Genomic DNA, 22,231 nt, shown 5'->3' with positions numbered 1-22,231 from the left:
CATAAGCGCAGAAGAGTATAACCGACCAAGGTCTACCTGCAATTCACAACTTTTATGAGTCTGTCCGTAGTCAAAAAATAAGTATAACCGACCAAGGTCTACCTGCAATTCACAACTAATTTGGTCCCGGTTGGCGTCGATGGTTTAGTATAACCGACCAAGGTCTACCTGCAATTCACAACCGTGCATGGAAACGTGACCGTGAGGGTAAAAGTATAACCGACCAAGGTCTACCTGCAATTCACAACCAAGACACGCCTTGGCATTTCAGCCCTGGAGTATAACCGACCAAGGTCTACCTGCAATTCACAACTGTCATGTTGTAGTCAAACGGACCAGACGGAGTATAACCGACCAAGGTCTACCTGCAATTCACAACTCCACACCAGAAGCGCTCTGCCGCAACTGCAGTATAACCGACCAAGGTCTACCTGCAATTCACAACCCCTGTCGCTGCCGCACGGCCAGATGATATAAGTATAACCGACCAAGGTCTACCTGCAATTCACAACTACACAATTCATTTGACATCGTTACGATTAAGTATAACCGACCAAGGTCTACCTGCAATTCACAACCAGCAACGTACCGGCCTGGACAGGGTTAAAAGTATAACCGACCAAGGTCTACCTGCAATTCACAACGAGCGGGAGGCGCGGGACACTCACCCTGCAAGTATAACCGACCAAGGTCTACCTGCAATTCACAACTGGAGAAAAAGCCTTTATTAACGAGATAGAAGTATAACCGACCAAGGTCTACCTGCAATTCACAACCATTTTTTACCGGACAAGAAGCCATTTTAGAGTATAACCGACCAAGGTCTACCTGCAATTCACAACGGGTCTCCGGGTCCAACGGGTCCACGGCAAAGTATAACCGACCAAGGTCTACCTGCAATTCACAACACGAGACATTATATCTCTCAATCCCCGAGGAGTATAACCGACCAAGGTCTACCTGCAATTCACAACTTCACGACGGCAGGTACTACATCACTGACAAGTATAACCGACCAAGGTCTACCTGCAATTCACAACCGTTGCCAACACATCACCATCCCTGTCGAAGTATAACCGACCAAGGTCTACCTGCAATTCACAACTACGCAAGATACCGGAGCGGCTGACTTCGCAGTATAACCGACCAAGGTCTACCTGCAATTCACAACACACCAGGATGGACAGCAACGAGCGGCTCAAGTATAACCGACCAAGGTCTACCTGCAATTCAAAACGGTAAAGATAACACTCATAGATTCTCTTTCTCACTACGTGATCGGCACCTCAGCCCCATTCACGTATTCAAACCGGATACTACAGCCTACCTGAAGACTCACGCTCGCATCAGGCTTAACCCAGACAGAAGGGGCATACGGTGCGATACAGTTCAGAGCAGGGGTAATCCGTCAAACAAGAACTTCTTGAGATTCTCTGATATCCGTTGATGCGCTTGGTGCAGGTTACAGATTTGTTAAGACTTGGGTGCTTTGATCTTTCCGACCTGAATCTCTCTAACAATATTTTTTGCTGTGACGAGACTCTGTGACGGCTCCCCCACTTCTATACGATCACCAGAGAATAGGTTGCCTCAGAACAAGGATTGATCGATGAGGTGAAGAGGTGTGATAGGTAATTGATATTTTGAGACATCAGAGACGCCCAGGACATGCTCAACAATTCCAAAGACTTGCCATTCTTGTCACCAGTTTGTCACCAATTCCTAAAAAGCAAAAAAAAGCACCTACGGAAACCCCGTAAGTGCTTGAAATCGATGGTCGGGGCGGTAGGATTCGAACCTACGGCCTCCTGCTCCCAAGGCAGGCGCGCTAACCAGGCTGCGCTACGCCCCGACTCTATCAAAAAAACAGCCCGATCTTAAACAATCAACCGGGCTAGGTATTTGTTGGCTCCCCGGGACGGACTCGAACCGCCGACAGGGTGGTTAACAGCCACCTGCTCTACCAACTGAGCTACCGAGGATTAAACTATCCGCCAGCGACAATTCGTTTTGCCCGTCGCAACCGGATGAGGCGAGAATATAGACGAATGGGGGGGTAGTGTCAACGACTTTTTCACCCTTTTTTTCTACTTTCTCGCCAAATCAGCAAAACTCACGGAATTTCAACGACCGACCTACAAACTCTTTTGCGTTTTTCCTGCTGACGCCCTTTTCTGCCGCGGTCACCGTCAGCATAAACCTTCAATCCGAACCACTGTATCTTCATAGATCGTGCACTAAATATTGTAGCACAGATCAGGCCAAAGTATAGGGCCGAACACCTGGATTTACTAAGCCTCCAGCAATTCCAAGAAGATAGCTTCACTCTGGCTGCGGCTGATCGCCAAACATGCCCTTGAGAAGCTTCATGGCCTCATCCATAGACGGCTGTTCGTCCTCGGGCACATGGTGCATACGACCATCGGCGTGCTGTGTCTGACCAGACTGCATCATTCTCATCTGTGGTGAAGATGAACCGTGTGGATCTTTCAACCAGGCGATGGTCTGCTGGGCCATATGTCTCGCCATCATTTCCGATTCTTTATCGTAGATGGCCTCAATCCCGGCCGGATGTTGAAAATATTTGCCATCCACCCTGCCCTTGTCAAGCGAGGTAGCCACCATGTCCATTTTCATGCCCATCAGATCTGACTCGGTCTTGAGAGGCAATGACGAGCCGTGTATGGAGTATACCGTGACCCCCATGGCGCTAGATTTGTCACAATCATAGCCGAGAATACGCGCCGCGAACTGCTCGACACTGCCGCCCAGACCATTGACGACGCTCATGCCAAACCGCTCTGAGTTCTGCTGCACCGTGTTTTGTTCTGCTCCGCTCAGCTTCTCGTACTCCTCCACCATGAGCCTGATGGGGTTGACACTCTTCACCCCGCTCTCTTCATTCAGATCGTAACTGTAAACCCACTCCGGATCTGTGATTTCAAGGGTCTTGTTCTCGACCTTCATCCCCATCATACTGGTTATGGTTTGGCGATACGTGGCCGTCTGTTCACCGTAGCCGCGAACGTACAGAATCTCTGTGCCCTCTTCCATTCCCGATATTGCGTACTGAATTTTACCGCTTTCAAAAGGCAGGTTCCGGAGAAAGGGGTTCTTGTCTTTAGCGTCTGCAGTCACAGCCAGAGCCAATAATGAAATACATACAACCAGGTGTCTGGGTTTCACATGCGCCTCCTGTTGTGCGTCTGATTTCGTTATCACAAGTAACTTTAACGGATGAATGGCCTGAACCGGACAATGTCATAACAAACTATAACTGTATCACGCGCTCTATTTTCTCTCTACCCTGCAACTCCAATTCTCTATTATATGGAGTCTTCCCTACATTTCGTCCCTCAGCCGACAACGTTTTTGAAAACATGAGCCGCTTTTACAATCTGCGCATCACTCATATAAAAATGAGGTGCCAGGCGCAGAACGCCTGTAGGCCCGGTGAACGTCACCCCCTCGCTCTGCAACTGGGCCATGACGGCCTGCGGGTCTGCTGCAACCTGGATCGGCATGATACCCGATCGATGCTTTTGAGGCGGCATCAGCACATTCGCTTCCCTCCCGGTAACGCCCAGAGACAACAACTCTGCCACAAAAAGGTCCTGCAGGCGAAACACCTCGTCACGCACCTGCTCCATGGAGTTTCTGGCAAAAACATTCTCCATTACTTCCGCCAGCGCCGCCATATGATCAAAGGGCGAGGCTGAGAATTCGAACATCCTGCCATCCTTGTGAGGTTGCCAACTCAGATCAAGATAATCGAGCCCCTGCTCCATCATCGACGGACCACCCATGGTGATACGTAACTTGGCACGAAACTCTGGTGAGGTGTACATCAGGCCCGCGCCAAAAGGGCCCATCAGCCACTTCCAGCCCGAGGTGGCGATGGCAGCGATATTATATTCTTCGGGGTAGACCGGCAGACAGCCAAAACTCTGGGCGCAATCGACCACCAGATCGATATCCCGCTCCTTACAAAACGCTCCCAGCTCAACCAGGTCGGCAGCAAAACCACTGGCAAACTGTACATGGCTGACGGCAATCACCCTGGTTCTGCTGGTCACCAGTTTTTCGAGATCTTCCATCGACCAGCCGAGCAAAGTGCCGTTGTCCCCGGTTTCCCCCACATCCGGCAACAACACCAGTTCCACACCCCGGCTCTGCTGGATCAGCCAGGGGTAATGGTTGCTCGGATATTCGTGGACGTAGCTGATAATTTGATCACCCGGCTCAAATGGGTACCCGCCCGCAATCATGGATAAAGCTGTAGCAGTATTCTGGACAAAGGAGATATTCTCGCCGCCTGTTTTCATCATTGCCCCGGCGCTGTTGTGCAGCCTGGGAATATAATCGAGAAACTGGTGAAGCGCGGTTACGCCACCTGCTGCCATCTCCTTTGCATAACTCTGCATCACGTCCCGTGCTCCTGCAAAGAGCGGGGATATGGCACAGTGCCCCAGAAATACCTTGTCAGTATCACTTGAAAAAAATTCGGTACATTTATCTATCATATGGTTCTGCCCTTCCCCTGATCTCATATTTGAAAAATTTTACCTAAAACCATGACTTTCTCCAGACTCTCTGCCGACACGTGCCACAGGATATCTTATCACAATTGCTAGTCCCACATCCCTGCCCATTTTGTAGGGTTTGTGGTCAGATATTATACAAGAAAACCACACAACCGATAAAAATCCACGCAAACCTTCTCTCGAGGAATGCAATCGTCTGGCTCTAAACGTTTTTTTATCCATTTCTTCCCAGTTGACATATACTGAAAATATACAGCTTGAATCAGGATCATCCGCAGGTGCTTTGCAGTCGACAAGAGATATCTTCACGATCTGAACGCACAAGGAGCACGATGCAATGACACACACTGACCTCATATCTCCCCGGGAAGCCCCCACCCTCTATGATCTGTTCAAAGAGCGCGTGCAGCGCACTCCCCATGGTAAAGCCTACCGCTACTGCAACACAATCAGCGGTCAATGGCACACCCTGAAGTGGCAGGAAGCATACCAGCACGTAACGCAATGGCGCGCAGCCCTGGCCGGTGAACAGTTGGCACCCGGAGAGAGAATCGCTCTGATGCTGCCGAACTGCCCGGAGTGGGTCTATTTCGATATCGCAGCCCAGTCGCTGGGGTTGATCGTGGTTCCGCTCTATGTCAATGATCGACCCGAAAACATCGGCTATATCATGAAAGACACCGGGGCCAGGCTCTTTCTATGTCCGGGATCGACCTGCTGGGATCATCTCTCTCCGGTGTTCAACCAGATTGAGAGCCTGAAACGAATAATTACCATTGATTTCTGTCACCAGGTAAAAGACGACCCTCGTATAGCCTGCATTTCAGACTGGCTACCAGAGAAGGCGGAGGACATCCCCGAGTTATCGGTATCCCCGGAAGATACAGCAACAATTGTCTACACCTCAGGCACCACCGGCCGGCCCAAGGGAGTTATGCTCAGCCATAACAATATCATCAATAACGCCTATACCGGCCTGCAGTGCATCGACTGCTATCCTTCCGACATCTTTCTCTCCTTTCTACCTCTCTCCCATATGCTGGAAAGATGCGCCGGCTATTATATGCCGATGATGTCTGGTTCCAGCGTGGCATTTGCCCGCTCTATCCCAGATCTTGCCGAAGATATACGCCACATAAAACCCACCGTGCTGGTATCCGTGCCCCGGATATTCGAAAAGATCTACAGCAAAATACAGCATGACTTGGAGGCAAAACCATCTGTAATCAAGAAGCTTTTCGACACTGCGGTACGTCTCGGCTGGCATAAATTCGAAATCAGCCAGAACCGGGCCAAGTGGTGTCCGGGCCAGTTACTGCAACCGCTGACCGACCTATTGGTAGCAAAAAAGGTACGCACCAGGCTCGGTGGCAGGCTCAGGGTCATCATAAGTGGCGGTGCGCCTCTTTCAGCCGATATCGCCAAGGTGTTTATCGGTCTCGGCCTGCCCATCTATCAAGGGTACGGCTTAACCGAAACCAGCCCGGTTATCAGCGTCAACACCCCCACCCATAACATTCCCGCCAGCGTCGGCCGCCCAATCCCCGGCTTCGAGGTGAAAATCGGAGAACACGATGAACTGCTGGCCCGCGGACCATCTGTTATGCTCGGTTACTGGAACAGACCGGAGGCTACCGCAGAGACTATTGACACTGAGGGCTGGATTCACACCGGTGACAAGGTGAAAATCATTGATGAACATATCTATATCACCGGGCGATTGAAGGATATCATCGTGCTCAGCAATGGCCTGAAGGTCTCACCCGGCGATGTCGAACAGGCAATCTCCCTTGATCCGCTTTTTGAACAGACAATGATTATCGGTGAAGGCAAACCCTATCTGGTGCTCCTGGCTGTCCTCGCCAAGGATCGGTGGGAAATACTCGCTAAAGAGATTGGAGTTGCCCACGACGCCTCGGCCTTGAATCAGGAGATTGTGCAGAAGGTTATCCTTTCGCGGGTTGAGAAATTGCTCCATGGACTGCCGGGCCCCACCTTTATCAAACATGCGGTTCTCTCGCTTGAGCCGTGGACAGTGCAAAGCGGGCTGTTAACTCCCACCATGAAGTTGAAACGCAAAAGCATCACGAACCACCTGCAGGATGAAATCGATACGATCTACGGGGACTGAGGCCGACTGAGCTGATTTATAAAATCACTAATATTCCGGTGCACCAGATCCGCCCCTTCACCGTTGATGATAATATGGCGTTTCAGGTTAAAGACAGTGAACTGCTTATTTTCAACCCGCAACTTTTTATAGACGTTTCTGCCCGCCTTCTTGCTGACCACCGGGTCCTGCTCTGTATGAAGAACGAATGAAGGCACCCGCACCGCCCGCAGGATATCTTCCATCTTGACCAGGAACCTGCCCACTTCCCGTATTCCCGTAAAAGGGTTACGTCGGTACGCGATATGCGGATTATCGGCCACAAATTCAAAATAGGGATCGGTACTGGTGCCTCGGACCCTGGTGACCATTCTGTTCCATACGTCGATCGCGGGCATGAAATTGGTGGAATAATCACTGAGCTTCAAGGGTGGGCAGATTGCCACCACACCGGCTGCCGCCGGCGCCCTGCCTGCGACATCAAGGGCCAGCCCCGCACCAAGTGAGATGCCGCAAAAGACCACTTTTTCACAGATCGTGCTCATCAGTACATAGGCGTCCTCTACTGCCTCTGTCCACTCATCGCAGGAGCGTATCGCCAGATCACGGGACGAGGTTCCATGGCCGGGTAGCCGCACAACATATACCCACAGCCCTTCTCGCCGGAGGTGATTGCCAAGACTTCGCATCTCTTCCGGTGACGACATATAGCTGTGAATCAACACTACTCCGAGCTTACGCCGCCAGCCGCGCCAACTTGGCAGCAGAAACGGCTTACCGAAACTCTTGCGCTCCAGGTCATCCCCGTACCCGTACGCATGGTAATCCTCCTCAAACCTCCGGCGATCACGGGCCAGGAGGTAGCGGGCGATGTTGAAGCGGAGCATCGATGCCGGCTGCAGAGCATGATAATTGAGAGGCCCGCTCAACCACTCAAGCGGCTCCAGTTCGTTGGCCATCACCTCTATGGGGTTGTCTATCCGGCCACGGTGAAAACTGATCGGGGTGGTTAGGCGGGTTCTGTCCTGGTACAGCATCTCCCCATCACGGACCAGAACCCCTTTATCTACGGCCAGCTTCAGAAAATTTTCGTAACTTGAGTACCTGTCATCAGTCAACAGGTGAGACTGGCTGCCCTGCAAAGTACTGTGCAGACATTTTTCGCAGTTCTTCATCTCACCTATCCGGTTGGCCATCAGGAAAACCCGCTGCCTCAGCTCAAGTTCCGGAATTTTTGCCTGGGGATAACGCCTCAGGACTGAAGCGAAAAGATGCTCGTGATTCACCGTCGTCAGTGAATAAATATCCCCCATATATCGCTGCATGATCTTTTCTGAAAGTTCACGCATTCGACTCTTCAGCTCAGGTGAAAGCAGGAACCCGTCGATTTTTTCTTTTGCGAGCTCGCGTTTGATCCTGCCATTACCAAGATATTCAGAAATAGCGATCGCCTTGCCGAAGCGCACATCGATATCCACACCGGACAGCAGCATAGTGCCTTCGGTCATGATCTCTTCTACCGTCCGTTCTGAAATATCACGCACCATCTTGGAGGCCAGACTTGAGAGAAGGTTCTCCCTGGCCCGTATCGGGTAATAGGTGACATTCACCGGTACAATATGGGTGGTTGCCTTACGTACCTGATGAATCGACTCAAGGTTGAAGAAATTCAGCAACTCCATTGAGTCATCTTCTTTATCCTCTGCTTTCTGCCAGAGAAACTGCCGGAACAGTTCACTGCGAAGAGCCAGGGCGGCAGCACCGGTATGCGGCTTACGCACTCCTGTGGCCGAGGTGAGCATGTACTTGCCGCCGTGGGTTATCTGCTTGGTCTTGAGCATGCTGCCTTCGGGGAAAATTATCCAATGTGCTTCTCCGGTAAGGAGGCTGCGAACGATCAACTCGTCGCGCTTGGGATCGTCGGTGGAAACGGCGCCCACCATATCAAGGAAGGTGCGAAGGCCACCTTGAAACAAACCGGAGTGAGCGAGAGACCATACAGGAAGATTGGTGAGCTTATAAATATGATATGGCAGCAGAACGGTCTCAAGCCGGGTGAAATGATTAATCACGAAGATAGTCGGCGCATCGGGAATATTCTCGATATCGTGCAGGGCGACATCAGCCTTGGTCAGGTTGGAGAGTGCTTTAATGGCAAGGCCAGTGGTAAGATACGCGGATCGATTCATACACGAAGCCCCCGCACACTTAAGCCTACAGATATATAAACAATCCACCGGAAAAATTGTGTCATCCCATAACTATATGTCATCTTATTTCTACTGGTCAAGCAGGGTGGCTAAATGGTGGAGTGGTCTTTTGAAATATTTTGTCGACTGGGGAGCCGCCGACTTGCACCACGGGCGATTACCAGGGAAAATGAAGGAAGCAGCGCCGCCAATTGCCGGGCCGGAACAGAACGTTACAGCCCCGGGCCGACCTGTCTTTAACCATGTATTTTTCTATATTTACGAGTATACTCATGGTATTGAACCCAGACGTCCACAGGACGTCGCTCACTGCACTTTCAGCTCACGAGGTGATCAATGGCACTTACTCTCTTCTACAACACCCCCGATTTCAGCCAATCGCATTTCATGGATGCACCTGCAGCCCAGATGCGACCGGCACCCGCAAGCGGCATCGCTCCAGCCAACTACCATGCCACATCCAATTTTCCGGAATATATCAAAATTGAGAGCGGTGAGTGGAAACTTGCTCCTGAAGGGCGGATGGATGCGGTACTGGTCTTCAAAGATGGGGAGTTCGAGGTAGTTGAGGCGAGACGCCTGCAGCATGGAGATATGGTTGTCACAGGCAGAACCGAAAATGGCGAAGAAGGCATCTATGTCCACGACAAGTGCTTCAGCGAGAAAAAAGAGAGCGAAGACAAGTTCACATTCAGATCGCGCGGCACCAGAGAGACCCCATTTTCCCACTCTTACGACAGCCTCTACGAGATATTGAAACATGACCGGGACCATGGCCATATCGTCTGGGTGCTGGGACCGGCTGTCGCCTTCGACAAGGACAGCCGCGACGCCATGCAAGGGCTGATTGAAAACGGTTTCTGCCACGCCCTGTTGGCCGGAAATGCACTTGCCACCCACGACATTGAGGCAGCGCATTTCGGCACCGGTCTCGGCCAGAATATCTACAGCCAGGCGCTGCAACCCCTCGGGCATTACAACCATCTCGATATTCTCAATGATGTTCGCAAGGCCGGGTCCATCAAACAGGCGCTGGAAGATATGGAGATCAAGGATGGTATCATGTACGCATGTGAAAAACAGAACGTACCATACATCCTGGCCGGCTCCATCAGGGATGACGGCCCCATGCCCGAGGTTATCGGCAACGTCTACGACGCCCAGGATAGTATGCGCAAGCACGCCCGCCGCGCCACCACGGTAATCACCATGGCCACCCAGCTGCACTCCATCGCGTTCGGTAATATGACCCCGAGTTACAAGATTCAGGACGATGGCACCATCCGCCCGGTCTACTTTTATATTGTCGACATGTCAGAGTTCAGCGCCGACAAGCTTGCCAACCGCGGTTCTGCCCAGGCCAAGGCAATCTTGACCAATGTACAGGATTTCATTGTCAATCTCTGGAACCATCTTCAGGAATGTTAGTGACAGGAAACCCCAATGAGCCACAGCCAGGGCGATCTGATGGCTATCAGAATTGCAATGAAAAGATCCTTATCTGACTTTGACAGTTAGAAGAAAGAGGAACGAACAGCAAGAAAAAAAACATCTCCTGTGGGGTGAACCGGATGAAAGGCAGAAAGGTTCGTATTATCGGCGTGCCAATGGATCTGGGCCAACGCCAGCGTGGAGTCGATATGGGGCCGAGCGCCATCCGCTATGCGGGGCTGACTCACACCTTGCAGGAACTTGGCCACAGCATAACCGACAGCGGCGACATCGTCATTCCAGGCCACTACAGCCTTAAAACAACCGGGCTGCAGGATCGCATTGAACCGATTCGGATAGCCTGCGAATCAGCCTATAAGCTTGGCAGAGAGGCGGTGCAAAATGGAGAGATCCCAATTTTTCTGGGTGGTGATCATTCTGCCTCCATAGGCACCATAGGCGGTATAACGCATAACGAGGCTGTGGGCATAATCTGGATTGATGCCCACGGTGACTTCCATACACCAGACACCTCTGAAAGCAAGAATGTGCATGGAATGTCTTTAGCTGTGCTCCTTGGTCAAGGCCCGGAACAACTCGTCAACCTGGGACGGCCCGGTGCCAAAATTGCCCCTGAGCATGTGGTGATTATCGGTGTTCGCGATCTCGATCCGCCGGAAAAGAGGCTGATGAAAAAATCGGGCTGCACCATTTTCACCATGCGCGATATTGATGAGCTCGGCATGCACACTATCCTGCTCAAAGCGCTGGACACCCTCTCACATCTGCCTAAAATCCATGTCAGCTTCGACATGGACTCGATGGACCCCATCGAGGTGCCGGGGGTCGGCACTCCTTCCCTTGGCGGCCTTACCTACCGGGAAGGCCAGCTCATTATGGAGACTATCGCCGACTCAAAAAAACTCATTTCCCTGGACATGATGGAGATTAACCCGATTCTCGATATCAGTAACCGCTCCGCCGAGATGGCAGTCTCACTGGTAGCTTCACTCTTTGGCAAATCAATTATCTAGCCGTCTGCCGGAAACAGAAAAGGCGTCTGCTCAACTGTAAGCAGACGCCTTTTCTGTTTTCTCTTTTAATCAGCTATCAAACGTTAAAACCGTAAAAAGCCGGAAAGACAACGATGGAGAGCAACACCATCACCTGAATAATGATAAAGGGTATCACTCCCCTGTAAATATCGGTGGTTCGCACCTCGGGGGGGCAGACCCCCTTCAGGTAAAAGAGTGAAAAACCAAAAGGCGGCGTTAGAAAAGAGGTTTGCAGATTCATGGCGATCAGGATAGCAAACCAGAGTGGATCGAGGCCGATCACAGCTGATATGGGCAACAGAATCGGCACCACGATATAACTGATCTCGATGAAGTCGATGAAAAAACCGAGCAACATAATCGCCAGCATCGACAGAATCAGGAAGGTCCATTTCTGGCCGGGAAGACTGGTCAGCGCATCTTCAACTATATAATCTGCTCCTGAATAGACAAAAACCATGGAAAAGGCTGTCGCGCCAATCAGGATAGCAAACACCATGGCCGTGATCTTGACTGTCTCAAGCGCCGATTGCTCGACAACTTTCAGGGAAAGTTTACGATACAGCGCCGCCAGCGTCATAGCACCTATACTACCCACTGCGGCGGACTCCGTCGGAGTGGCGATACCGGCAAAGATCGAACCGAGCACCATCACTATAAGAGTGAGGGGGGGAACTATGGCCTTCAGCGCCTTACCGATATTGGCCGATCTGGTTCCTTCCCGCGGTGGCAGTGGCGGAGCGACACTCTTGTCCAGAAAAGATATGCAGAGAATATAGATTATGTAACAACCAACCAGAATAAGGCCCGGCTTCACAGCTGCCTGAAACAGATCTCCCACAGGCTGCTGAAAGACGTCGCCAAGAATGATCAGTACAATCGAAGGCGGGATAATCTGCCCTAAGGTTCCTGAAGCACAGATAGTGCCGGTGGCAAGACGCTTGGAATAACCGTACTTGAGCATAACCGGCAGAGAAATAACGCCCATTGCCACGACGGAGGCGCCAACAACACCGGTGGAAGCTGCCAGGAGCGTTCCCACCAGTACGGTGCTCACCGCAACACCACCACGAATTTTACCAAACAGGGTACCCATCGCTTCCAGCAGACGTTCTGCAAGGTCCGACTTCTGCAGGATAATGCCCATGAAGATAAAGAGCGGCACCGCCATCAGGATGGTGTTGTTCATGATGGTATAAATACGAAAGGGCATCATGGAAAACATCTGCAGAAACTCTTCCGCCACATAGATCACGCTCAGATCAGGGACCAGTTCGACAATCGCCGCGAAAATACCGAAAAAAATCGCCACAGAACCAAAGGTAAACGCCACCGGATAGCCGACAACCAGCATCATCAATGCCGCTGCGAACATGACAATACCAACCATTACTTCACCTCCCCAGCTGAACCGGACGCATTCTCCCGAAATACCCGGTAGAGATTGATGTTTTTCACCAAATACCCCACCGAAGAAAAAATCAGATAGCCAAAGGCCATCGGGATCATTCCCTTGATAAGCCATCGATATTTCAACCCGCCCGGATCTTCGGAGATTTCGCCGATCTCCCAGGCATCACGGACGAAGCCGAATGAACCGAAAAAGATCAGCATAGCCAACGGCAAAAGCAGAAAAATAGTGCCATAGATATTGATCAAGGCCCTGGTGGTAGGTTTGAACCTGTCGTAAAGAAAATCCACCCGGACATGTTCCTCTTCCAACAGAGAAACAGAAACACCGAAAAGAATGACGATGGAGAAGAGATGCCACTCCATCTCCTGCATTCCCACAGAACTGTTGTGAAAAAAGTAACGCATGATGACATCGAAAAAGACGTTGACCGTCATCAGCACCAGAACAACCGCCAGTACCCGCCCGGCGACCCGGTTTATCCGCTTGTAAAATTGCTCGACCCTGACCAACATGATGAAGCTCCATTGAGATTGGCGTTTGCCGGTATCCTTCTCGCTCTCCGACATACAACACCATCATAACAAAACCGCCCATCCTCCGGCAGCGGAAGAGGGGCGGCTAAAAGCACTGCAACTACCGGCACTTCAAACCGGAAATGCTGAGTAACCGTATTTCTGATACGGGAATAAAGATTTGCACCTTACTCCTGGATCAGCAAATATCAGATTTACTCTTCAACCATTTCACTTGTCTGGATATAGTAATAATCAGACATTTTAGTCCACTCACGTGCCATTTTCATATAGCCCTGCTGGGAATCATAGACTTCCTTGAAGTCCGCATTGCCAGCGGCATAACCGGTCATAACCTCGTCAGTCGCTTTCTTCATCGCCTTCAGAACTTCCTCTGGGAAAGTCTTTACCTTAATGTTCGGATACTCTGCCTTCATCTGGGCCCAGGCTTTGGCAGAAGCGTTGAAGTTTTCATAGTACATGTCTGCATTGGCTGCCTTGATAGCTGTTATCAGGATCGCCTGATATTCAGGAGGCAGTTTATCGTAGGCACGCTTGTTGATCAGGAACTGCATATCGGAGGCAGGCTCATGCCAGCCAGTATAGTAATACGGGGCGACCTTGTGAAAACCCATCTTGATATCCATACCGGGACCAACCCACTCAAGGGCATCGATGGTGCCACGATCAAGAGAGGTGTAAAGTTCTCCGGGAGCAATGTTGGTTACGTTAACGCCAAGCTTGGCAAAAACTTCACCAGCCAGACCCGGGATACGCATTTTCAGGCCTTTCAGGTCTTCAAGAGAATTGATTTCCTTACGGAACCAGCCACCCATCTGAACACCGGTGTTGCCGCCTGGATACGAGAGCACATCGAATTTATCAAAGGTTTTCTGCTGCAGCTCCATCCCCTTGTCATAGTACAGCCAGGACTGCTGCTCAGCTGCGGTCATACCGAAAGGTACAGTTGTAAAGAAAACGGAAGTGATGTCCTTGCCCTTCCAATAGTACGCTGCAGAGTGGCCGATTTCGTACTGGCCGCCCTTAACCATGTCGAGAATTCCCAGAGGAGCTTTATGTTTTTCTGAACCTTCTACACGGATCTCAAAGTTACCGCCGCTCATTTCCTTGACCATCTCAGCTACTTGTGGAGCAACCGATGCCAAAGGTGTCAGGGTTGATGACCAAGTGGTCGCCAATTTCCAGCGAATCTTCTTTGCTGCCATTGCCGGGGAGGCTGCGAGCAAGCACACTGCAGCCACTACCGCTACTTTTGTAAAGCGTTTCATCTTCTCTCCTGTGCTGTATTACGACGTATCTGTCCCTCCTAGCCTAATCCTATCCCGAATTTCCCACGAACATTGAACCAAACCATGTACAGCAGGTTTCGCTGCAACTTTTGAAGACAAAAGCTGACACGCATGATTTTGAGACAATATTCGCCAAAACTAACAAGAAATTCCGACGAGCCAGTGCGCCTCTGCGCACACGGATTAGTGCTTTTCCCGGCACATATCTAATACACTTCAAACCGGTTTCGCAAGTACAGAAACGCGGTTTACATAAGGAAAGTAATTTTTTCGAGGCAAAACACCCTCACAATTCAGGACATAATTGGATTTGGCCTAATTATATTAAGCTTTGCAGGCTTGAGGGAAATTTTCTTAAGCTGCAGCCTGAGTTGTCAGACAAATCTCAGGCTGCAACATGGAAGGAGAGGATTTCAGCGGGAGCGAAAATATTTTTTCACGTATTGCATGTGTTCACGCATGGCTTCCCCGGCTTTTTCCGGTTCATGAGCCCGGATAGCAGAAATGACTTCCTTGTGATGTTCAAGCACATCATGCAAGGTATCGACATCCTGATACATATGAGCGAGATTCTTCTTGATGCCGATAAACAGGAAATCATAGAAATTCCTCATCAGGTGGATGAGTACCGGATTCTTGCTGGCAAAGGCCACGGCCATATGAAATGCGGCATCGGATTCGGTACTGATCCGGTCTTTGGAATCAAGGGATTCAGTCATTTCCTCCAGAGCCCTCTCCATAGCGAGGACATCATTATCGCTTGCCCTCTGGGCTGCGAGAACCGCTGCGTTGGCCTCCAGACCGAGGCGAACTTCGAGCAGGTCATCCAGCGTTGCATCTTCAGTGGCCATTACCGCGGCAAGGGGGTTGCCTTTGCGGCTGTCCGGGGAACTGACGAAAGTTCCCTGCCCCTGACGATGCTCAAGCAACCCCATGGTGACGAGCTTATTGATTGCATTGCGCACTGAAGTTCGACTGACTGCCATGGAAACAGCCAACTCACGCTCAGGCAGAATCTGTTGGCCCGGTTTAAACTCACCTTTATAGATAAGTTCTCGAATCTGCTCGAATACCTGATCTGATATTCTCTTGGGTTTGATGGGTTTAAGCTTCATGATACCTTCTTCTGTTAGAATATATTTTCAAACAACATCATTTATAGCCGAATGCAACCTTGTTGATTTCCTGCCGCATTCTTCGGACATTGCCTGTTAGAATTCAGTTATTTGTGTCACTTCCCCGTACCTTTTCTGATAATTACACGTCAGAAAAAAACCGGATGAAAGCCGAGTAACCACCGTACAGGTGTGAATTTCTGGGGTCTTGAACCACCAAATCCCGTATTGGTACGACCATTTAGGGTCATAAAAGTACCAATCAACCACATCTAAAACACCTTTTGATAGAGGCATTATTACCGATAGAACAACCGATTGCAACTGACAAGACGTCCAAAAGAAAAGGTCACGAGCAGTTAACCACCATATTGGTATTACCAAACCCACACATTCCCGACCCTGCGTGGTTTTTCACCATACCGCTAGTAGCACATCCTTCACACAAACCAGCTCACGCGAAACCTATTTTTTATGCATTCATCACCGCTACTTACCCTGTCACACTTTTGACATGGAGATTCTTTGAACGAGAATTCTAAATTTGGATTTCCGGTAGGCGAATCACAGGAACTCGAGAAAATGCTCACTCGTATTTCCCGACAGGAGACGGGAAATACGAGTGCTCTGCAAGGAGTGGGATTGGTTTGGCTATTACCAGGCGCGTTCTCAGGCTGCTCGTAGCGCCATGGCAATATTCAGCCAATCAGGACAGGAAGCATTCTGTCAGAGATGGTACACAAGAAACCGCATTGCTGTGTTTGGTGCCGGTGGATACCGGGATGGTCTGTCCATCACAATCAACACTGATGAACGACAATCGATCGCATCAATCAGGCATCGCCGGTACCCTTAATTCACATTACTCAATATTGGCAATCACCGCCCGCGCCCGCTCCACCACCTTCTCCGGCAAAGGGATATACCCCACCTTGGGGGCGATCTTCTGCCCCTCATTTATGCCGAACTCAATCATCTTCCGCAACACCTCTGCTTTGGCTGGATCATCATATTTCTTATAAAACATCATCCAGGTATAGGTGGTGATCGGATATGAAGTATCGCCTTCCGGGTCAGGCAACCAGGCGATCATGTTCTCGGGCAGTTCAACATTGGCAAGCGCAGCCTGACCGCTGGCCAGACTTGGCATTACATACTTGCCTGCCTTGTTCTCAAGAATCGCCATATCCAGATTGGCGATTTTGGCAAAACCATAATCAAGATAACCGATGGAACCAGGAGTACGGTTTAGGGTGGCACCCACTCCAGCGTTGATTGGAGACTTTTTCATATTTAAGTCTTCGGGCCACTGTACTCTTTTGCCACTCCCCACATTCGCGGCAAACGCCGGTGAAATAGCACAGAGGTGGTTGGTAAAAACAAAGGTCGTACCGGAGCTGTCTGCACGGGTAATTGCCGTGACCTCCAAATCGGGTAATTCCAGCCCCGGATTGGCTACAGCTATGAGTGGATCGTTCCAGTTAGTAATTTCGCCCAGAAAAATTTTTGAGTACACCTCACGGGACAGTTTCAGCTGTTTCACTCCCGGAATATTATATACAACCACCACCTGGCCCGCGGTCATCGGCAACAGCTGCACACCTTCCTTGATCTGGGCGATTTCCTTGTCCTTCATGGCCGCATCACTGGCAGCAAAATCAACTTTATGAGCAAGAAAATCTTTAATACCATTTCCCGAACCCTTGGCAACGTAGTCTACATTGACTCCCTTGTGGTCCCTGTTAAACAGCATGAACCACAATGAATATGTCTGATACGGAAAACTTGCGCCTGATCCATTAATATTCAAATCAGCATACGCTGGCCCTGTACCGGAAACCAGCACAGCCAGACCCAGCACAGTAAGACGCAGCAGTGCACGAACTTTCATTTATTCCCCCCCAAAGATATGTGGTAATGAAACACTATAATTGCACAGACACAACCTACATACGGTTGGTACAACGAGCGCCATGCATGCAACCGCAAAAGTCTGTTATTTAAAGATGTTATTATGAGCAATCTGCTTGAACGGCAACCTACCATAAAGGATATAATTGTAAATATACCGGTGGCTGGACCAAAACAGCCCTTTTTACCCAACATACTAATAATACAAATCTTTATCTTAAGGGGCTGAAGAACTACCAACAATATCCTAATACGCTTTTAACTCTTCCCTTACAAAACCGGCTGCGATTTTCCCTTTTCACCATGCAGGTCATCGCACCAGACTCAGCCATCACCGGACCTGCCCCTGCTTCCCCTCTGCACCTCCGTACACTCTCCGGCATGCCAGGTACATGACCACTATTTGCGTCGGCACAAAACCTGTCTGCCAAAGACGAAACTTATAGCAACTACACCCTGCCGACATGAGAAAGTGCATCATACTGGTGAAAAAGCCTGTCCTCATCTGTTTAGAATTATTCTGGCCATGCGATTTAAAAGTTAAACAGTCAGCTGGAAAAAAATTCTCTCGTAGGCATCGAGGTTGAACCAAACGACAATTTCGCCCCCATTAGCCACTGTTAAATCGCTCCATCTATTTGACATCTTGATTTTAAAAGCAGTAGCATCAAATAAGTACGAAACAAGCTGAGCAATTCCGAAGAACTGCAACATCACCCACCCTCCACCAGGCTGCAGCTTCAACCAACTGTTTTAACCAAGAAAGATTCAAGGAGCTAATCAATGGAAATCACCAGACGCACTTTTCTCAAAAGTGCTACCATTTGCGGAGCCTATTGTGCTCTGTCCGGGGCCGTGCCCGGCACCCTCGCGAGCCTCTATGCTGAAACGCCGGAGCTGGTAGCCCAACACATAAATAGTATGTGTGAAATGTGTTCTACCCGCTGTCCCATCACGGCGGAAATCATCAACGGTAAAAATGTCTACCTGGGCGGCAATCCTCTAGCCAAATCTTTTGGTGGCAGCGTCTGCGCGCGGGGAGGTGCCGGTCACAGTCTGCTCTATGACCCTGATCGACTGGTTAAGCCAATCAGGCGGGTTGGAGAACGGGGAGAAGGAAAATGGGAGGAGATCAGTTGGGAAGAAGCATATTCATACATTGCTGAAAAACTCCTTGCCATAAAGTTGCAGCATGGCCCTGAATCTGTTGCATTTTCAACAAAGTCCGGATCTGGCCAGAGTCATCTTTTCCATCTGGCACAAGCGTACGGTTCCCCGAATACCTTTACCCACGCAACCACCTGTCCAGGCGCTTATCAGGTAGCGGGCAGGGCTATGTTTGCCGGAAGTCTGAGCCGGGATATAGGCAACTCCCGCTATATCATAAATTTTGGCCACAACGTCTACGAAGGCATCAACATGCCTGAGACAATCGGCATGATGGAAAATCAGCGGGCAAAAGGGGCAAAACTGGTTGTTTTCGAGCCACGCTTCTCAATTCTGGCCGACAAAGCAGACGAGTGGCACCCAATACGACCCGGTTCCGATATCTGTGTGGCCCTGGCCATGTGCCAGGTGCTGATAGAGGAAGACCTTTACGACAAAGAGTTTGTCGATCGCTATGTCCATGGCTTTGAGGAATTTTCCGAGGCTGTTGCCAATTATACACCCGAATGGGCGGAAGAACTCTCAGATGTCAAAGCGGCCGATATAGTGCGTATAGCCCGCGAAATTGCCTCCCACGCCCCCCATGCCCTGATTGATTATGGCCACCGCACTACCTTTACCACCGAAGAGTTCGATCTGCGCCGCACCCTGTATGCCCTGAATGTGCTGCTTGGCAATATTGAACGTAAAGGCGGCCTCTACTTCTCGAGTAATCCTGCTAAATACAATACCTTTGCCGGGGAAGAAGTCGCGCCGGTACCGGCAGGCCCCTTTGACAAAGTGCCGAAGGTTGAAGCCCAGCGCATCGATCAGGCAGACACCCAATATTATCTGCTCTGGTCGTCAGGCGGGGTCTACCAGTCAATCCTGGACGCCGCGCTTTCTGCCGACCCGTATCAGCTCAAAGCCTGGGTTATTACCCGGTCCAACCCCATGCAGACGATGACCGATCGTGCCAGGGTGGAGGAGGCCCTCAAGGCTCTTGACCTTGTTGTTGCCTGTGATGTGTACATAAGTGAAACTGCGGCTTTTGCCGATATCATATTACCCGAGTCCACCTACCTTGAGCGTGCTGAGGACATCTTCGACCGATCCGGTAAATTTCCTCGGTTCTCAATCAGGCAGCCAGTAGTTAAAACCATCGGGGACACCAAACCCGGCTGGCAGATCTGGCGTGAACTCGGTCTCGCCATGGGATTGGGAGAATACTATAAAAGCTGGAATGACATCGACGATTTTCAACTTGCCCAGTTCAAGGGAGATGCAGCAACGCTCAATAAACTTAAACAAGATGGCTGGATTGAATTTGGCAAAGCACCTTTAATCACCAGAGAAAAGAGTGAAGTTTCGAACTTTGTCAAAGCTTTCCCGAATGCCCGCACCCCGGACTACGATGGCACCTACAGCTCGTCACTCAAATTCAATACCCCCACAGGCAAAATAGAGCTCAGTTCACCCAAAGTTGAAGAGATGGCACCCGGCCGGGGCATCATCCGCTATCGCCCGGTGACCTTGAAGAAAGATGATGAACTCTATTTTATTCAAGGGAAAACAGCTATCCACACCAATGGTGCCACACATAACGTACCAATGCTCTCGAACATGATGTCTGACAACGGCCTCTGGATTCACCCGGTAGTCGCAAAGAAAATGGGGATCGTTACTGGTGATAAAATTCGTATCTACAACGATCTCGGCAGCGAGGAGGGATCTGCCCTTGTCACCCCGGGCATCAGACCGGACACGGTTTTCGCCTATATGGGATTCGGCTCCAAAAACAAAGAACTGAAACGGGCTTATGACCGTGGTATCCACTGCGGTAATCTGCTCCCCCACATCACAGCACCGGTATGCGGTATGAATCTCCACACCAGCGGTGTGAAGATAGAAAAAATATAGGAGAGTTGAATGAAAACGCGTTATGTAATGCTTCACGATGAAAACAGATGCATCGGCTGTCAGGCCTGCAGCGTCGCCTGCCGGAGTGTCAATCAGGTGCCTGAGACAGTTTCCCGTCTCCAGGTTCATATCGAAGGCCCCTTCGGTGCCACCCCAAACCTGCATTTCAAATATCCGAGGATATCCTGTCAACAGTGCGAAAACCCACCATGTGTGACGGTATGTCCCACCGGAGCTTCCTATATTGGCAAAGAAGACGGCATAGTGAGCATCAAACAGAAACTCTGCGTCGGCTGTATGTATTGTCTCGCAGCCTGCCCATATAAGGTTCGTTTCATCAATCCGGTCCACAAAGGTGCCGACAAATGTAATTTCTGCAAGGAAACACGGTTGAAAGAAGGCAAACAGCCCGCCTGCGTGTCAATCTGCCCCACCGGAGCGTTGATGTTTGGTGACGCCAACAACCCCGAAAGCGAGGTGGCTAAAATACTCGACACCATCGCTACCCACCGTAACAAGACCCACCTCGGCACCAGGCCGAAGCTTTATGTCGTACCGACGAAAAAGGGGAGGATTTCATTATGAATAGCGTTTGGGGAAGTGTTGCCCAGTACGACCCTGTTGTCTGGAACTGGGTTATCGCGGTCTATCTGTTTCTTGCAGGCCTTTCAGCCGGTTGCCTGCTTATCGGAATTGGTCTCAAATGGTACAACGGTACCAGTGGCAATTTGCGACCGGATGGCACCATAAGCGAACCACCGGTGCTGAAAGCTGCTGCCTTTATCGCCCCGCTTACGATCACTGTTGGCCTGGCCTGTCTGGTGCTGGACCTGACCAAGCCGCTCAATTTCTGGGTTATACTTGTCAAATACAACCTGTCATCCGTAATGTCCCTCGGTGTGATTGCCCTGCTGATCTATACACCGGTAGCATTTCTCTACGCCATCCTGGTACTGCAGGACAGCCCTGTACCGCGCTATCCACTGCTGGGAAAAATAGCCGTCATCGTCGAAACGATACGGGGGCCCTTTGAAGTATTTCTTTTTCTCATGGCCATCATTGTCGCGGCATACACCGGCTTTCTGCTTTCGGCAATGAACGCCTACCCAATGCTCAACACCGCAATACTGCCGGCGCTCTTTCTGGTTTCAGCACTGTCGGCCGGAGCCGCTGCCAACAATTTATTGGCGATAACCATGTTCAAGGGGAAAGCTGATGAACGAGAAATACAACAAACACATAGCTTTGAAGGAGTGGTTATCTTCCTTGAAGTGATGTTTCTGTTCATGCTTTTTATGGCACTCTATTTCGCCGGTGGGGCAGCTACCGAGGCCGTTGGCGCGCTGCGTAACGGCTTTTGGGCGAGGACCTTCTGGATCTGCGTGGTGGCGATCGGCTTCGGTATCCCGCTTCTCACCATGACTCTGCCCAAAGCTCTGCAACACTCCAGAGGCATCGCCATAATTGCTGCATGTTCAAGCCTGGTTGGGGTCCTGGCATTGAGACACTTTATCCTCTACACCGGACAAAGTTATATAAGCTGACCCCCAGCC

Annotated in this window: 15 protein-coding genes, 2 tRNA genes and 1 CRISPR repeat array; of the genes, 7 read left to right on the top strand and 10 right to left on the bottom strand. The window is 50.4% G+C overall.

What is annotated here, in order from left to right:
* Positions 1–14: 14 nt before the first annotated feature.
* Positions 15–1,237: a CRISPR direct-repeat array (repeat unit 36 nt; unit sequence AGTATAACCGACCAAGGTCTACCTGCAATTCACAAC).
* 537 nt (positions 1,238–1,774) lie between these two features.
* The 4 genes from ACN5NT_RS18820 to ACN5NT_RS18805 all read right to left on the bottom strand — a co-directional run bounded on the left by ACN5NT_RS18820 (position 1,775) and on the right by ACN5NT_RS18805 (position 4,523).
* Positions 1,775–1,852, bottom strand: a tRNA-Pro gene (locus ACN5NT_RS18820).
* Positions 1,853–1,906: 54 nt separating this feature from the next.
* Positions 1,907–1,982 (bottom strand) — tRNA-Asn (locus tag ACN5NT_RS18815).
* 340 nt (positions 1,983–2,322) lie between these two features.
* Positions 2,323–3,186 (bottom strand): hypothetical protein, encoded by an 864-nt coding sequence (locus tag ACN5NT_RS18810; protein WP_419176459.1) that lies wholly within the window; start codon positions 3,184–3,186, stop codon positions 2,323–2,325.
* Positions 3,187–3,356: 170 nt separating this feature from the next.
* Positions 3,357–4,523, bottom strand: a complete 1,167-nt coding sequence (locus ACN5NT_RS18805) for an aminotransferase class V-fold PLP-dependent enzyme (protein WP_419176458.1) — start codon at positions 4,521–4,523, stop codon at positions 3,357–3,359.
* A 358-nt stretch (positions 4,524–4,881) separates the two neighbouring features.
* On the opposite strand from ACN5NT_RS18805, the gene ACN5NT_RS18800 reads away from it, so the two are divergent.
* Positions 4,882–6,675 (top strand): AMP-dependent synthetase/ligase, encoded by a 1,794-nt coding sequence (locus tag ACN5NT_RS18800; RefSeq protein ID WP_419176457.1) that lies wholly within the window; start codon positions 4,882–4,884, stop codon positions 6,673–6,675.
* Here the strand turns inward: ACN5NT_RS18800 and ACN5NT_RS18795 are convergent.
* Positions 6,663–8,843: an alpha/beta fold hydrolase gene (locus tag ACN5NT_RS18795; protein WP_419176456.1), complete on the bottom strand. Its 2,181-nt coding sequence runs from the start codon at positions 8,841–8,843 to the stop codon at positions 6,663–6,665. The two genes, ACN5NT_RS18800 and ACN5NT_RS18795, sit on opposite strands and share 13 nt — an antisense overlap.
* Positions 8,844–8,957: 114 nt before the next feature.
* Between ACN5NT_RS18795 and ACN5NT_RS18790 the strand changes: the two genes are divergently transcribed.
* From ACN5NT_RS18790 to rocF, 3 genes are all read left to right on the top strand, one after another.
* A complete protein-coding gene (locus ACN5NT_RS18790) occupies positions 8,958–9,104 on the top strand; it encodes a hypothetical protein (protein ID WP_419176455.1) in 147 nt (48 codons plus the stop codon).
* A 96-nt stretch (positions 9,105–9,200) separates the two neighbouring features.
* Positions 9,201–10,292 carry a hypothetical protein gene (locus ACN5NT_RS18785; protein WP_136797081.1) on the top strand — a complete coding sequence of 364 codons (1,092 nt, stop codon included), beginning with the start codon at positions 9,201–9,203 and terminating at the stop codon, positions 10,290–10,292.
* A gap of 143 nt (positions 10,293–10,435) precedes the next feature.
* Positions 10,436–11,329, top strand: a complete 894-nt coding sequence (gene rocF, locus ACN5NT_RS18780; protein ID WP_419176454.1) for an arginase — start codon at positions 10,436–10,438, stop codon at positions 11,327–11,329.
* A gap of 76 nt (positions 11,330–11,405) precedes the next feature.
* Here the strand turns inward: rocF and ACN5NT_RS18775 are convergent, their stop codons facing one another.
* From ACN5NT_RS18775 to pstS, 5 genes are all read right to left on the bottom strand, one after another.
* A complete protein-coding gene (locus ACN5NT_RS18775) occupies positions 11,406–12,740 on the bottom strand; it encodes a TRAP transporter large permease (protein WP_136797083.1) in 1,335 nt (444 codons plus the stop codon).
* Positions 12,740–13,330, bottom strand: coding sequence for a TRAP transporter small permease subunit (locus tag ACN5NT_RS18770; protein ID WP_217907674.1), 591 nt, complete (start codon positions 13,328–13,330; stop codon positions 12,740–12,742). Before ACN5NT_RS18770 ends, ACN5NT_RS18775 begins: the two co-directional genes overlap by 1 nt.
* Before the next feature lie 161 nt (positions 13,331–13,491).
* Complete coding sequence (locus tag ACN5NT_RS18765) at positions 13,492–14,565, bottom strand: TRAP transporter substrate-binding protein (RefSeq protein WP_136797084.1); 1,074 nt, start codon at positions 14,563–14,565, stop codon at positions 13,492–13,494.
* A 434-nt stretch (positions 14,566–14,999) separates the two neighbouring features.
* Positions 15,000–15,701, bottom strand: a complete 702-nt coding sequence (locus ACN5NT_RS18760) for a FadR/GntR family transcriptional regulator (protein ID WP_136797085.1) — start codon at positions 15,699–15,701, stop codon at positions 15,000–15,002.
* An 862-nt stretch (positions 15,702–16,563) separates the two neighbouring features.
* Entirely contained in the window at positions 16,564–17,592 is a 1,029-nt protein-coding gene (pstS, locus tag ACN5NT_RS18755) for a phosphate ABC transporter substrate-binding protein PstS (protein WP_419176453.1), read from the bottom strand.
* Between the two features lie 803 nt (positions 17,593–18,395).
* Here pstS and phsA point away from each other — a divergent pair.
* From phsA to nrfD, 3 genes are read left to right on the top strand one after another with little or no spacing between them, the layout of a single operon-like run.
* Complete coding sequence (gene phsA / locus ACN5NT_RS18750) at positions 18,396–20,678, top strand: thiosulfate reductase PhsA (RefSeq protein ID WP_419176452.1); 2,283 nt, start codon at positions 18,396–18,398, stop codon at positions 20,676–20,678.
* A gap of 9 nt (positions 20,679–20,687) precedes the next feature.
* Positions 20,688–21,263: a 4Fe-4S dicluster domain-containing protein gene (locus ACN5NT_RS18745; protein ID WP_419176451.1), complete on the top strand. Its 576-nt coding sequence runs from the start codon at positions 20,688–20,690 to the stop codon at positions 21,261–21,263.
* Entirely contained in the window at positions 21,260–22,222 is a 963-nt protein-coding gene (gene nrfD / locus ACN5NT_RS18740) for an NrfD/PsrC family molybdoenzyme membrane anchor subunit (protein ID WP_419176450.1), read from the top strand. Before ACN5NT_RS18745 ends, nrfD begins: the two co-directional genes overlap by 4 nt.
* Positions 22,223–22,231 lie beyond the last annotated feature (9 nt).

The sequence above is a fragment of the Desulfosediminicola sp. genome, assembly GCF_048381775.1.
Taxonomy (GTDB): domain Bacteria; phylum Desulfobacterota; class Desulfobulbia; order Desulfobulbales; family Desulfocapsaceae; genus Desulfopila; species Desulfopila ganghwensis.
This window is presented reverse-complemented; position numbering and strand designations above follow the sequence as displayed.

What these genes read in the sequence shown, in the direction of transcription:
- ACN5NT_RS18790 (WP_419176455.1), top strand. Translation starts at nt 8,958, where the DNA reads ATGGTGGAGTGGTCTTTTGAAATATTTTGTCGACTGGGGAGCCGCCGA.
- ACN5NT_RS18785 (WP_136797081.1), top strand. Translation starts at nt 9,201, where the DNA reads ATGGCACTTACTCTCTTCTACAACACCCCCGATTTCAGCCAATCGCAT.
- ACN5NT_RS18805 (WP_419176458.1), bottom strand. Translation starts at nt 4,523, where the DNA reads ATGATAGATAAATGTACCGAATTTTTTTCAAGTGATACTGACAAGGTA.
- pstS (WP_419176453.1), bottom strand. Translation starts at nt 17,592, where the DNA reads ATGAAAGTTCGTGCACTGCTGCGTCTTACTGTGCTGGGTCTGGCTGTG.
- rocF (WP_419176454.1), top strand. Translation starts at nt 10,436, where the DNA reads ATGAAAGGCAGAAAGGTTCGTATTATCGGCGTGCCAATGGATCTGGGC.
- ACN5NT_RS18770 (WP_217907674.1), bottom strand. Translation starts at nt 13,330, where the DNA reads ATGTCGGAGAGCGAGAAGGATACCGGCAAACGCCAATCTCAATGGAGC.
- ACN5NT_RS18795 (WP_419176456.1), bottom strand. Translation starts at nt 8,843, where the DNA reads ATGAATCGATCCGCGTATCTTACCACTGGCCTTGCCATTAAAGCACTC.
- ACN5NT_RS18765 (WP_136797084.1), bottom strand. Translation starts at nt 14,565, where the DNA reads ATGAAACGCTTTACAAAAGTAGCGGTAGTGGCTGCAGTGTGCTTGCTC.
- ACN5NT_RS18760 (WP_136797085.1), bottom strand. Translation starts at nt 15,701, where the DNA reads ATGAAGCTTAAACCCATCAAACCCAAGAGAATATCAGATCAGGTATTC.
- ACN5NT_RS18775 (WP_136797083.1), bottom strand. Translation starts at nt 12,740, where the DNA reads ATGGTTGGTATTGTCATGTTCGCAGCGGCATTGATGATGCTGGTTGTC.
- ACN5NT_RS18800 (WP_419176457.1), top strand. Translation starts at nt 4,882, where the DNA reads ATGACACACACTGACCTCATATCTCCCCGGGAAGCCCCCACCCTCTAT.
- ACN5NT_RS18745 (WP_419176451.1), top strand. Translation starts at nt 20,688, where the DNA reads ATGAAAACGCGTTATGTAATGCTTCACGATGAAAACAGATGCATCGGC.
- nrfD (WP_419176450.1), top strand. Translation starts at nt 21,260, where the DNA reads ATGAATAGCGTTTGGGGAAGTGTTGCCCAGTACGACCCTGTTGTCTGG.
- phsA (WP_419176452.1), top strand. Translation starts at nt 18,396, where the DNA reads ATGGAAATCACCAGACGCACTTTTCTCAAAAGTGCTACCATTTGCGGA.